Raw genomic sequence first — 12,395 nt, 5'->3', positions numbered from 1 at the left:
CAGGCCTAGATAATACTAAAATTGTTAAGGGGAGATGAAGCAAACGGCGAGCTTGTAACAAGAATTGAAGAGAGGTTATGACCAGATTTATATCCTAATTAAATTTCCAAAAACTATATTTCATTCACATAAAATGGTATAATAAAGGGGTAACTAGATAGAGGTTTCATGGGCGGTAAGCATACATTCTTCACCCGTTCTTCAGGTTTCTGGAGGGGAAGGAGGTGTTGCTAATGACAACTTACGAGTCAATGTCCTTAATGATCAGTTTTAGTGGATTGATTGTTTCGGTAATTGTTCTGTCATTTACTTTTTCTCAGAAAAAAAAGTAAACCGCCCCTGCCCTCCAAGCATGTGAGTGGTTTACTCCTTCATTATGCAAATCGCCTTTGAAGCGATTCGTCTGTTACATGACCATTTGGTGGTGACACACCAAGTGGTCCTTTTTTTATATCCATCTTCATGAAAAATTATAACATGCATTGTTAAATTACTCAAATTAATTGGAAATGAGTACATTTCTAAATTTTTATAGGATACAAGGCATGCGAGAAGCACCTTTGATTATATTGGACGTATGCTTTCTATATATAAATAGATATTCCAAAATCCAGATTGAAGATAACGATTGAATATTCGTTAAATCAAAATGTTCATTTGAAGTTTCGACAACAATAAGTGTTGAGAAAAGTGGGATGCACTCACTTGCTAGATCTTATTATATAATAGGACGGAATATACGTATGCGATGAGCGTTGGATAATGGCTGATGATGTTGATAGTACCATCAATTAATTGATCTATAATATAAAGAAGATCAAGTGGACCTTATAAGGGATGGGGTAGGTTTTTCTTAATAGTGTTAGTACTAACTTATTTGTCCATACTTTGTTTACTTGTTTTTTTGACTATGATTGAAACTTGTTAGTACTGCTATATATTGTTTTAGAAGGGAGCGCTCTATTGTTTGTTATTGATATAAAAAAGATTTTTAACTTTTTTTCAAAAAATGCTTGATTTTTAAAATGCTATATTATATATTATTACTTGTCCTTAACAAGACGAAACACTTTGAAAATAAAAAACAAAAAAGTTGTTGACTCCTTGTTATAAACGAGTTATAATAATGAAGTCGCTGAAAACGACTGAGATAATAATGAACTTTGAAAACTGAACAAGCAAAACGTAATCAATAAAGTTTTTAGTAACTAGTTTTGCTAGTGAACGAAACAAAATTTTGGACATCAAAATTGATGCCAGCAAAACAATTTGAGCTAATCAAATTTCTTTTATGGAGAGTTTGATCCTGGCTCAGGACGAACGCTGGCGGCGTGCCTAATACATGCAAGTCGAGCGAACAGAGAAGGAGCTTGCTCCTTTGACGTTAGCGGCGGACGGGTGAGTAACACGTGGGCAACCTACCTTATAGTTTGGGATAACTCCGGGAAACCGGGGCTAATACCGAATAATCTGTTTCACCTCATGGTGAAACACTGAAAGACGGTTTCGGCTGTCGCTATAGGATGGGCCCGCGGCGCATTAGCTAGTTGGTGAGGTAACGGCTCACCAAGGCGACGATGCGTAGCCGACCTGAGAGGGTGATCGGCCACACTGGGACTGAGACACGGCCCAGACTCCTACGGGAGGCAGCAGTAGGGAATCTTCCACAATGGGCGAAAGCCTGATGGAGCAACGCCGCGTGAGTGAAGAAGGATTTCGGTTCGTAAAACTCTGTTGTAAGGGAAGAACAAGTACAGTAGTAACTGGCTGTACCTTGACGGTACCTTATTAGAAAGCCACGGCTAACTACGTGCCAGCAGCCGCGGTAATACGTAGGTGGCAAGCGTTGTCCGGAATTATTGGGCGTAAAGCGCGCGCAGGTGGTTTCTTAAGTCTGATGTGAAAGCCCACGGCTCAACCGTGGAGGGTCATTGGAAACTGGGAGACTTGAGTGCAGAAGAGGATAGTGGAATTCCAAGTGTAGCGGTGAAATGCGTAGAGATTTGGAGGAACACCAGTGGCGAAGGCGACTATCTGGTCTGTAACTGACACTGAGGCGCGAAAGCGTGGGGAGCAAACAGGATTAGATACCCTGGTAGTCCACGCCGTAAACGATGAGTGCTAAGTGTTAGGGGGTTTCCGCCCCTTAGTGCTGCAGCTAACGCATTAAGCACTCCGCCTGGGGAGTACGGTCGCAAGACTGAAACTCAAAGGAATTGACGGGGGCCCGCACAAGCGGTGGAGCATGTGGTTTAATTCGAAGCAACGCGAAGAACCTTACCAGGTCTTGACATCCCGTTGACCACTGTAGAGATATGGTTTCCCCTTCGGGGGCAACGGTGACAGGTGGTGCATGGTTGTCGTCAGCTCGTGTCGTGAGATGTTGGGTTAAGTCCCGCAACGAGCGCAACCCTTGATCTTAGTTGCCATCATTTAGTTGGGCACTCTAAGGTGACTGCCGGTGACAAACCGGAGGAAGGTGGGGATGACGTCAAATCATCATGCCCCTTATGACCTGGGCTACACACGTGCTACAATGGACGATACAAACGGTTGCCAACTCGCGAGAGGGAGCTAATCCGATAAAGTCGTTCTCAGTTCGGATTGTAGGCTGCAACTCGCCTACATGAAGCCGGAATCGCTAGTAATCGCGGATCAGCATGCCGCGGTGAATACGTTCCCGGGCCTTGTACACACCGCCCGTCACACCACGAGAGTTTGTAACACCCGAAGTCGGTGAGGTAACCTTTTGGAGCCAGCCGCCGAAGGTGGGATAGATGATTGGGGTGAAGTCGTAACAAGGTAGCCGTATCGGAAGGTGCGGCTGGATCACCTCCTTTCTAAGGATATTTTCGGAATACAAACCTAGGGTTTGTAAGATTACGTTTTGCGTTCAGTTTTGAAGGTTCATTCTTTCTGAATGAAATACTTCAAAACTTGTTCTTTGAAAACTGGATAAAACGACATTGAAATAGTAACAAACACATTTATTTTTTTAAGTTTTTTTATAGGCTTAATAACATTAAAAGGTTTCAAGACACGAGCAGTTCTAGGAAGCAATCGAGTAAATGAAGGAGCGTACTTCAGTACGTGACTGAATGAACGAGTGAAGCTGACAACGAAATGTGATGTGTATTGAAAGCTGATAGGTTAAGTTATTAAGGGCGCACGGCGAATGCCTTGGCACTAGGAGCCGAAGAAGGACGGCACTAACACCGATATGCTTCGGGGAGCTGTAAGTGAGCTTTGATCCGGAGATTTCCGAATGGGGGAACCCACTACGTTTAATCGCGTAGTATCTTGACGTGAATACATAGCGTCTTGAAGGCAGACCCAGGGAACTGAAACATCTAAGTACCTGGAGGAAGAGAAAGAAAAATCGATTCCCTGAGTAGCGGCGAGCGAAACGGGAAGAGCCCAAACCAAGAGGCTTGCCTCTTGGGGTTGTAGGACACTCAATACGGAGTTACAAAAGAGCGAGTTAGATGAAGCGACTTGGAAAGGTCCGCCAGAGCAGGTAAAAGCCCTGTAGTCGAAAGTTCGTTCTCTCCTGAGTGGATCCTGAGTACGGCGGAACACGTGAAATTCCGTCGGAATCCGGGAGGACCATCTCCCAAGGCTAAATACTACCTAGTGACCGATAGTGAACCAGTACCGTGAGGGAAAGGTGAAAAGCACCCCGGAAGGGGAGTGAAAGAGATCCTGAAACCGTGTGCCTACAAGTAGTTAGAGCCCGTTAATGGGTGATAGCGTGCCTTTTGTAGAATGAACCGGCGAGTTACGATTACGTGCGAGGTTAAGCTTTAGAAGGCGGAGCCGCAGCGAAAGCGAGTCTGAATAGGGCGAAATAGTACGTGGTCGTAGACCCGAAACCAGGTGATCTACCCATGTCCAGGGTGAAGGTAAGGTAACACTTACTGGAGGCCCGAACCCACGCACGTTGAAAAGTGCGGGGATGAGGTGTGGGTAGCGGAGAAATTCCAATCGAACTTGGAGATAGCTGGTTCTCTCCGAAATAGCTTTAGGGCTAGCCTCGTGATGAGAATACTGGAGGTAGAGCACTGTTTGGACTAGGGGGCCATCCCGGTTTACCGAATTCAGACAAACTCCGAATGCCAGATATTTATACACGGGAGTCAGACTGCGAGTGATAAGATCCGTAGTCAAAAGGGAAACAGCCCAGACCACCAGCTAAGGTCCCAAAGTAATCGTTAAGTGGAAAAGGATGTGGCGTTGCACAGACAACCAGGATGTTGGCTTAGAAGCAGCCATCATTTAAAGAGTGCGTAATAGCTCACTGGTCGAGTGACGCTGCGCCGAAAATGTATCGGGGCTAAACGATTCACCGAAGCTGTGGATTGACATCTACGATGTCAGTGGTAGGAGAGCGTTCTAAGTGCGTTGAAGTCAGACCGGAAGGACTGGTGGAGCGCTTAGAAGTGAGAATGCCGGTATGAGTAGCGAAAGACGGGTGAGAATCCCGTCCACCGTATGACTAAGGTTTCCTGAGGAAGGCTCGTCCGCTCAGGGTTAGTCGGGACCTAAGCCGAGGCCGATAGGCGTAGGCGATGGACAACAGGTTGATATTCCTGTACCACCTCCTCACCGTTTGAGAAATGGGGGGACGCAGTAGGATAGGGTAAGCGCGCTGTTGGTTATGCGCGTCCAAGCAGTAAGGCGTGTGTGTAGGCAAATCCGCACACTGTAACGTTGAGCTGTGATGGCGAGTCCGTATGGACGAAGTTCCTGATTTCACACTGCCAAGAAAAGCCTCTATCGAGGTGAGAGGTGCCCGTACCGCAAACCGACACAGGTAGTCGAGGAGAGAATCCTAAGGTGTGCGAGAGAACTCTCGTTAAGGAACTCGGCAAAATGACCCCGTAACTTCGGGAGAAGGGGTGCTCTTGAGCGTGCAAGCGCATGAGAGCCGCAGTGAATAGGCCCAGGCGACTGTTTAGCAAAAACACAGGTCTCTGCAAAACCGTAAGGTGACGTATAGGGGCTGACGCCTGCCCGGTGCTGGAAGGTTAAGAGGAGTGGTTAGCGCAAGCGAAGCTGCGAATTGAAGCCCCAGTAAACGGCGGCCGTAACTATAACGGTCCTAAGGTAGCGAAATTCCTTGTCGGGTAAGTTCCGACCCGCACGAAAGGCGTAACGATCTGGGCACTGTCTCAACGAGAGACTCGGTGAAATTATAGTACCTGTGAAGATGCAGGTTACCCGCGACAGGACGGAAAGACCCCGTGGAGCTTTACTGTAGCCTGATATTGAATTTTGGTACAACTTGTACAGGATAGGTAGGAGCCAGAGATCTCGGAGCGCCAGCTTCGAAGGAGGCGTCGGTGGGATACTACCCTGGTTGTATTGAAATTCTAACCCATGCCCCTTAGCGGGGCAGGAGACAGTGTCAGGCGGACAGTTTGACTGGGGCGGTCGCCTCCTAAAAGGTAACGGAGGCGCCCAAAGGTTCCCTCAGAATGGTTGGAAATCATTCGTAGAGTGTAAAGGCACAAGGGAGCTTGACTGCGAGACCTACAAGTCGAGCAGGGTCGAAAGACGGGCTTAGTGATCCGGTGGTTCCGCATGGAAGGGCCATCGCTCAACGGATAAAAGCTACCCCGGGGATAACAGGCTTATCTCCCCCAAGAGTCCACATCGACGGGGAGGTTTGGCACCTCGATGTCGGCTCATCGCATCCTGGGGCTGTAGTCGGTCCCAAGGGTTGGGCTGTTCGCCCATTAAAGCGGTACGCGAGCTGGGTTCAGAACGTCGTGAGACAGTTCGGTCCCTATCCGTCGTGGGCGTAGGAAATTTGAGAGGAGCTGTCCTTAGTACGAGAGGACCGGGATGGACACACCGCTGGTGTACCAGTTGTCTTGCCAAAGGCATCGCTGGGTAGCTATGTGTGGACGGGATAAGTGCTGAAAGCATCTAAGCATGAAGCCCCCCTCAAGATGAGATTTCCCATTACGCAAGTAAGTAAGATCCCTCAAAGACGATGAGGTAGATAGGTTCGAGGTGGAAGTGTGGTGACACATGGAGCTGACGAATACTAATCGATCGAGGACTTAACCAAAAAAAGTTTGAAGCATTCAATGAACCGTTTATCCAGTTTTGAAAGAATAATTTCTTTTATGAAGGGTTTCAAGATACGAGTAGTTCAAGGAAGCAATGGAGAGAGGGAAGGAGCGTACTCAAGTACGTGACTGACTGAACGACAGAAGCTGACGAAGAAATGCGAAGTATATTGAAAGCCGACTATAGTCTAGTGATGATGGCAAAGAGGTCACACCCGTTCCCATACCGAACACGGAAGTTAAGCTCTTTAGCGCCGATGGTAGTTGGGGGCTTCCCCCTGTGAGAGTAGGACGTCGCTAGGCATAATACCCAGGAGGATTAGCTCAGCTGGGAGAGCATCTGCCTTACAAGCAGAGGGTCGGCGGTTCGAGCCCGTCATCCTCCACCATTTGCCGGTTTAGCTCAGCAGGTAGAGCAACTGACTTGTAATCAGTAGGTCGTGGGTTCGATTCCTATAGCCGGCACCATTTCAGACGAGCCATTAGCTCAGTTGGTAGAGCATCTGACTTTTAATCAGAGGGTCGAAGGTTCGAGTCCTTCATGGCTCACCATTTATAAGTACCAACCATATTAAGCGGGTGTGGCGGAATTGGCAGACGCACTAGACTTAGGATCTAGCGCCGCAAGGCGTGGGGGTTCGACTCCCTTCACCCGCACCATTTTTCAATATGCCAGATAAAAAAACTTATGCACATGCGGAAGTAGTTCAGTGGTAGAACACCACCTTGCCAAGGTGGGGGTCGCGAGTTCGAACCTCGTCTTCCGCTCCAAATGTGCCGGGGTGGCGGAACTGGCAGACGCACAGGACTTAAAATCCTGCGGTAGGTGACTACCGTACCGGTTCGATTCCGGTCCTCGGCACCATTTTATGCGCCCGTAGCTCAATTGGATAGAGCGTCTGACTACGGATCAGAAGGTTATGGGTTCGACTCCTGTCGGGCGCGCCATAAAACGAACGGGAAGTAGCTCAGCTTGGTAGAGCACTTGGTTTGGGACCAAGGGGTCGCAGGTTCGAATCCTGTCTTCCCGACCATTTCCAAAAAATATTATGGGGCCTTAGCTCAGCTGGGAGAGCGCCTGCCTTGCACGCAGGAGGTCAGCGGTTCGATCCCGCTAGGCTCCACCATAGTAATTAACCAGTATAAAGATCCTGGCGGCGTAGCTCAGCTGGCTAGAGCGTACGGTTCATACCCGTAAGGTCGGGGGTTCGATCCCCTCTGCCGCCATCTTAAAGGACCTTTAGCTCAGTTGGTTAGAGCAGACGGCTCATAACCGTCCGGTCGCAGGTTCGAGTCCTGCAAGGTCCACCATTTATATATTGTTACGGAGGTATACCCAAGTCTGGCTGAAGGGATCGGTCTTGAAAACCGACAGGCGGGTAACACCGCGCGGGGGTTCGAATCCCTCTACCTCCTCCAGTTTATATTCATAAATGGTGCTTTAAAAACTCGAAAAGACAATAAGATTATCGCGGGGTGGAGCAGTGGTAGCTCGTCGGGCTCATAACCCGAAGGTCGTTGGTTCAAATCCGGCCCCCGCAACCAAATGGTCCCGTGGTGTAGCGGTTAACATGCCTGCCTGTCACGCAGGAGATCGCCGGTTCGATCCCGGTCGGGACCGCCATTTTTTATAGACATGAGAAGCAAAGAGTGAGCAAGCTTAGCATGGACGAAATGGGTCAGTAGCTCAGTTGGTAGAGCATTAGATTGAAGCTCTAAGTGTCGGCGGTTCGATTCCGTCCTGACCCACCATTTATGCGGGTGTAGTTTAATGGTAAAACCTCAGCCTTCCAAGCTGATGTCGTGGGTTCGATTCCCATCACCCGCTCCAAGGGCCTATAGCTCAGCTGGTTAGAGCGCACGCCTGATAAGCGTGAGGTCGATGGTTCGAGTCCATTTAGGCCCATCATTATTCCGAAGTAGCTCAGTTGGTAGTAGCACCTGACTGTTAATCAGGTTGTCGCAGGTTCGAGTCCTGCCTTCGGAGCCATTTTTTTTGTGGGGAAGTACTCAAGAGGCTGAAGAGGCGCCCCTGCTAAGGGTGTAGGTCGGGTAACCGGCGCGAGGGTTCAAATCCCTCCTTCTCCGCCATGGGCCCGTTGGTCAAGTGGTTAAGACACCGCCCTTTCACGGCGGTAACACGGGTTCGAATCCCGTACGGGTCATACAAAAAACAAAAAACAGTAGATGCATTTGCGTCTACTGTTTTTTTTATAGAAAACTAATGTAAGATAAACGATTTACTCTTGATTTATTGCATGTTCATCCATATAAACAACTTCCCAAATATGCCCATCTAAATCTTGAAAACCCCAGCCATACATAAATCCATGATCTTGTGGATCACTATAAGGTTTACCCCCGGAGGCAAGTGCCTTATTTACTAGCTGATCTACTTGCTCCCGATTTTCTGCAGATAGACATAAAATTGCTTCCGCAGAAACAGAAGTATCCGTTATTTCCTTGTTACTAAATCCTTTGAAACGATCTTCGACCATTAGTAAAGCAAAAATATTTTCACTAATAATCATTGAGGAAGTCGTTTCATCACTGAATTGTTGATTGAACTCAAAACCTAACTCCTGAAAAAACGACGTGGATTTCTTTACATTTTTGACTGGTAAATTAATGAAAATATTTTTCGATTGAAAAGACATTTCTTATCACCTCCAAATCGACATTATCATAAAAAATAAATGGGTGTCAATTTCAGAAGATAACCCGGATACTTAATTCTATGAGCAAATAAAAAGCAGAAATATTGTTTTTTACAACATCTCTGCTTTAAAATCATAATTCATCTTCTTGCTAACATTCTTTCCAGAGAACTAAGAGCTTCAGTGCTAGTATGACCATCAACTTGAATACGGTTATGTGGTTGACCTTGTTCAATACTTTCTAAGCACCATAGTAAATGGGGGAGATCAATGCGATTCATCGTTAGGCAAGGACAAAAGTTTTCATTTAAAGAGATGATCTGTTTATCTGGATGCTGCTTTATAATACGATTGACCAGATTCATTTCTGTCCCTATTGCCCATGCAGATCCACTAGGTGCTTGATTAATTGTATCAATAATGTACTTAGTTGAGCCAGCATCATCAGCCGCGTCTACAACCTCACGACTACATTCAGGGTGAACAATAATTCTCATGGCTGGGTATCCCTTACGAACAGCCTCTGTATGTAGAACTGTAAATCCTTCATGGACAGAGCAATGACCCTTCCACAGAATAACTTGGATGTTCTCAAGAGGCTGTTTAGTTTCAATTATATTCTTATGTGGATTCCAAACGGCCATATTTTCGAGTGGAACACCTAAGTCATAAGCAGTATTTCTGCCTAAATGTTGGTCGGGTAAAAAGAAGATACGCTGTTTTTGTGTAAATGCCCACTGAACAAGCTCTTTCGCATTAGAGGATGTTACACATGCACCACCATGTCTTCCTGTAAAGGCTTTAATAGCGGCTGTTGAATTAACATAGGTGAGTGGAATGATCGTATCACCAAAGAGCTGCTGTAAAATGGGCCATGCTTGTTCAGTTTGATAGATATCAGCCATGTCAGCCATCGAGCAACCTGCACGCATATCTGGTAAATACACATGCTGCTGTTTTGATGTTAGCATATCAGCAGTTTCAGCCATAAAATGCACACCACAAAATACGATGTGCTCCGCCTCTTTGTTTGCGGCGGATAATTGAGCTAGCTGTAAGGAATCTCCCGTTGCATCAGCAAATTGAATAACTTCATCTTTTTGATAGTGATGGCCCGGAATAAAAAGCTTGGATCCTAATTTTTTTTTGATTGATAAAATACGAGATTCCATTTCCGTTACGGATAATGCCCGATAATGCTCAGGAAGTAACGTCGTCTGCTGTAATAAACTAGTGATGGACAATGGAATAGCCTCCTTTCATTTGTACGAGAGCGCTAATGTCAAAGGCTTTGGCTGAGTGGGTTAGAGAACCAAGTGAAATCCACTGTATACCTGTTTGAGCATAAGCTCTTATATTTTCAAGAGTTATGCCTCCTGACGCTTCAGTCGTGATAGAAGAAGGAACAGCAGGCAGCCATGCACGTATTTCTTCAGGACTTCTATTATCAAACATTATAATATCTGCTCCAGCTAAAATGGCTTCATCTAGCTGTTTTTTTGTTTCTATTTCCACTTCAATTTTAACGGTATGACCAACTTTCTCTCTAGCAGCCTGAATGGCGTTTGTAATGCTACCAGCAAAAGCAATATGATTATCCTTTAGCATGATTGCATCATATAGACCATTGCGATGGTTAAAAGCACCACCGATTCGAACAGCATATTTATCAAGCATACGCAAGCCAGGAATCGTTTTACGGGTATCGCATATTTTTGTGTTCGTTCCTGCAATTTCCTGTACTGCTAGGTGAGCCGCCGTAGCTATCGCAGACATCCGTTGTATAAGATTTAAAATTACGCGTTCTCCCATTAATAATTTTTGTAAGGGGCCATTTATAATGGCAATGACGTCGCCAACCTCTACGGCTTCCCCATCTTTTTTAGGAAGGTTTACTTTTATAGACCGATCTAATAAGTGAAAACCATGCTCAATAATAGGTGCGCCACAAAAAATGCCACTTTCTTTGGCATAAAAAGAAAAAGTTCCTTGCTTTTTAGGAGAAAAAATATATTCACTCGATAAATCCCCATCACCTATATCCTCATTAAAAAATTGCTTGAGCATTTCCTCGAGTTTGATGATATTCATACAATGAATTCCTCACTTTCATTTGTCCTTGCGAAAAAATAATCCATCGGTTTGCCCATTGTGCTTCCATTGCGGGTTTATCGCTACGAATGTGGGCTCCACGTGTTTCAGTCCTTGTAAAGGCCGCATGGGTTATTAATGTAGCGACAACATGCATCATATATAGTTCCAGCTCAGTCTGTTGCAAACCCTTTAAATTTGCATGGAGAAGTGCTTGTATAGAGGGTAATTGCTGAAGGGAATATTGCAAGTCGTTACCGTTTCTAACGATACCTAAGTACTGCATCATATGTTGCTGTAATTGTTGTTTGCTAAATAATGAAGGCATTGAATCGACATTTTTATCGTTAGCAAGTAAGAAATCTTTTTGGCTACAGCCTTGTTGAATAATGAAATGTGCCGTTTTTTGACCAAAAGTAATTCCTTCTAATAGGGAGTTACTAGCTAAACGATTAGCTCCGTGGACCCCTGTACAAGCCACTTCGCCGATAGCATACAAGTTGGCTATAGTGGTTCTTCCTTTATCATCAGCGATAATACCGCCCATTAAAAAATGACTACCTGGTGAAACAGGAATCAGGCCATCTTGTAAGTCAACATGGTTGTTACGGCAAAGCTGTGTGATTGATGGAAATTTAACATCAAAATTTTGGATGGAGGATATATCAAGGAATGTTTCCTCACCAGCAGCCCGTTTCTTAAATAGTGTGAGTGCTGTAATATGTCTTGGCGCTAAGTCAAGTTGTGCATGAATGCCCTTCATAATTGGACGACGTTGGGCATCGACAAAGATACCGCCAGCTCCTCGTACTGCTTCAGAAATCAACCCTTTTGCCTCGTTTTCACACCAAAGCAGACTTGGATGAAACTGCATAAATTCCATATCACTGATTGCAGCTCCAGCTCGAAAGGCTAAAGCAATTCCATCACCAGTATTTGTTGGATAATTAGATGTACTTGAATAAAGTGATCCTGCACCACCTGTCGCTAAAATAACATGATGGGCAAAATAGCGTTTAGTGCCTTCGCTTCCTTTTGTAAGTACACCTACACAGTCACCATTAGTATTTAGTAAAAGTTCATAGGCCATTTCATAGCAATTTACCTTTGTATTAGGTGAAAGTTTATGAAGCAAGTAATCTATGAAAATTTGACCAGTACGATCACCACCTGCATGAAGAATACGATGATGGCTATGTGCCCCCTCCAGACCTAGAGCAGGTGCTCCATTGCTATGTCGATCAATAGGAAAACCAGCTTTAAGGTAGCTACGCATTATTTTTGCGCCTTCCTCTATGAGCGTTTGGACATGTCTACTTTCATGATGAAACTCTCCGGCCTTCAATGTATCCGCAACATGGCAATCAATATGATCCTCCTCACTTGTCACGGCGGCAATACCACCCTGTGCACGATAGGAACTACTCGTAAGGGCGGATGATTTTGTAACTATTTGTATTTTAAAATGTTTTTCGAGTAGTAGAGCTGCCTGAAGTGCTGCAATACCACTGCCAATTATAAGGACGTCTGTCTTTACATCCATAGTTATACCTTCTTTACAGTTGTCTTT

Annotated in this window: 5 protein-coding genes, 20 tRNA genes and 3 rRNA genes; 24 read left to right on the top strand and 4 right to left on the bottom strand. The window is 45.5% G+C overall.

The features are described from left to right. Positions 1–233 precede the first annotated feature (233 nt). From MKY88_RS18840 to MKY88_RS18725, 24 genes are all read left to right on the top strand, one after another. On the top strand, positions 234–332 hold the full coding sequence (locus MKY88_RS18840; protein ID WP_232540804.1) for a putative holin-like toxin: 99 nt from the start codon (positions 234–236) through the stop codon (positions 330–332). A gap of 956 nt (positions 333–1,288) precedes the next feature. Continuing rightward, positions 1,289–2,840, top strand: a 16S ribosomal RNA gene (locus tag MKY88_RS18835). Between the two features lie 308 nt (positions 2,841–3,148). Beyond that, positions 3,149–6,076: ribosomal RNA gene (locus MKY88_RS18830) — 23S ribosomal RNA — on the top strand. Positions 6,077–6,264: 188 nt separating this feature from the next. Further along, positions 6,265–6,380: ribosomal RNA gene (gene rrf / locus MKY88_RS18825) — 5S ribosomal RNA — on the top strand. The 16S, 23S and 5S rRNA genes sit together here with 20 tRNA genes alongside, the layout of an rRNA operon. Before the next feature lie 10 nt (positions 6,381–6,390). After that, positions 6,391–6,466 (top strand) — tRNA-Val (locus MKY88_RS18820). A gap of 3 nt (positions 6,467–6,469) precedes the next feature. Next, positions 6,470–6,545: transfer RNA gene (locus tag MKY88_RS18815), tRNA-Thr, on the top strand. Between the two features lie 8 nt (positions 6,546–6,553). Beyond that, positions 6,554–6,629, top strand: a tRNA-Lys gene (locus tag MKY88_RS18810). Between the two features lie 23 nt (positions 6,630–6,652). Next, positions 6,653–6,737, top strand: a tRNA-Leu gene (locus MKY88_RS18805). 36 nt (positions 6,738–6,773) lie between these two features. Continuing rightward, positions 6,774–6,848 (top strand) — tRNA-Gly (locus tag MKY88_RS18800). Between the two features lie 5 nt (positions 6,849–6,853). After that, positions 6,854–6,942, top strand: a tRNA-Leu gene (locus MKY88_RS18795). 6 nt (positions 6,943–6,948) lie between these two features. Further along, a tRNA-Arg gene (locus MKY88_RS18790) sits at positions 6,949–7,025 on the top strand. A 9-nt stretch (positions 7,026–7,034) separates the two neighbouring features. Next, positions 7,035–7,111, top strand: a tRNA-Pro gene (locus MKY88_RS18785). Between the two features lie 17 nt (positions 7,112–7,128). Further along, positions 7,129–7,204: transfer RNA gene (locus MKY88_RS18780), tRNA-Ala, on the top strand. 26 nt (positions 7,205–7,230) lie between these two features. After that, a tRNA-Met gene (locus tag MKY88_RS18775) sits at positions 7,231–7,304 on the top strand. 7 nt (positions 7,305–7,311) lie between these two features. Next, a tRNA-Ile gene (locus MKY88_RS18770) sits at positions 7,312–7,388 on the top strand. Positions 7,389–7,403: 15 nt separating this feature from the next. After that, positions 7,404–7,496 (top strand) — tRNA-Ser (locus MKY88_RS18765). Between the two features lie 51 nt (positions 7,497–7,547). Continuing rightward, positions 7,548–7,622, top strand: a tRNA-Met gene (locus tag MKY88_RS18760). A 3-nt stretch (positions 7,623–7,625) separates the two neighbouring features. Continuing rightward, positions 7,626–7,701, top strand: a tRNA-Asp gene (locus tag MKY88_RS18755). A 52-nt stretch (positions 7,702–7,753) separates the two neighbouring features. After that, positions 7,754–7,829, top strand: a tRNA-Phe gene (locus MKY88_RS18750). Between the two features lie 5 nt (positions 7,830–7,834). After that, a tRNA-Gly gene (locus MKY88_RS18745) sits at positions 7,835–7,908 on the top strand. 1 nt (position 7,909) lies between these two features. Continuing rightward, positions 7,910–7,983: transfer RNA gene (locus MKY88_RS18740), tRNA-Ile, on the top strand. 7 nt (positions 7,984–7,990) lie between these two features. Then, positions 7,991–8,067, top strand: a tRNA-Asn gene (locus tag MKY88_RS18735). 10 nt (positions 8,068–8,077) lie between these two features. After that, positions 8,078–8,168, top strand: a tRNA-Ser gene (locus MKY88_RS18730). A 2-nt stretch (positions 8,169–8,170) separates the two neighbouring features. Further along, positions 8,171–8,242 (top strand) — tRNA-Glu (locus MKY88_RS18725). A 75-nt stretch (positions 8,243–8,317) separates the two neighbouring features. On the opposite strand, the gene MKY88_RS18720 is transcribed toward MKY88_RS18725, so the two are convergent. From MKY88_RS18720 to nadB, 4 genes are all read right to left on the bottom strand, one after another. After that, complete coding sequence (locus tag MKY88_RS18720) at positions 8,318–8,734, bottom strand: VOC family protein (protein ID WP_258270615.1); 417 nt, start codon at positions 8,732–8,734, stop codon at positions 8,318–8,320. Positions 8,735–8,874: 140 nt separating this feature from the next. Next, positions 8,875–9,978 carry a quinolinate synthase NadA gene (gene nadA, locus MKY88_RS18715; RefSeq protein ID WP_340814414.1) on the bottom strand — a complete coding sequence of 368 codons (1,104 nt, stop codon included), beginning with the start codon at positions 9,976–9,978 and terminating at the stop codon, positions 8,875–8,877. Then, positions 9,965–10,825: a carboxylating nicotinate-nucleotide diphosphorylase gene (nadC, locus tag MKY88_RS18710; protein ID WP_328203587.1), complete on the bottom strand. Its 861-nt coding sequence runs from the start codon at positions 10,823–10,825 to the stop codon at positions 9,965–9,967. Before nadC ends, nadA begins: the two co-directional genes overlap by 14 nt. Next, positions 10,782–12,368: an L-aspartate oxidase gene (gene nadB / locus MKY88_RS18705; protein WP_340814413.1), complete on the bottom strand. Its 1,587-nt coding sequence runs from the start codon at positions 12,366–12,368 to the stop codon at positions 10,782–10,784. Before nadB ends, nadC begins: the two co-directional genes overlap by 44 nt. Positions 12,369–12,395: the final 27 nt, after the last annotated feature.

This window comes from Lysinibacillus sp. FSL R7-0073, from assembly GCF_038009065.1.
GTDB classification, from domain to species: Bacteria; Bacillota; Bacilli; order Bacillales_A; family Planococcaceae; genus Lysinibacillus; species Lysinibacillus fusiformis.
This window is presented reverse-complemented; position numbering and strand designations above follow the sequence as displayed.

Excerpts from the sequence above, each read along its gene's own strand:
- nadC (WP_328203587.1), bottom strand. The coding sequence starts at position 10,825 with ATGAATATCATCAAACTCGAGGAAATGCTCAAGCAATTTTTTAATGAG.
- MKY88_RS18840 (WP_232540804.1), top strand. The coding sequence starts at position 234 with ATGACAACTTACGAGTCAATGTCCTTAATGATCAGTTTTAGTGGATTG.
- MKY88_RS18720 (WP_258270615.1), bottom strand. The coding sequence starts at position 8,734 with ATGTCTTTTCAATCGAAAAATATTTTCATTAATTTACCAGTCAAAAAT.
- nadB (WP_340814413.1), bottom strand. The coding sequence starts at position 12,368 with ATGGATGTAAAGACAGACGTCCTTATAATTGGCAGTGGTATTGCAGCA.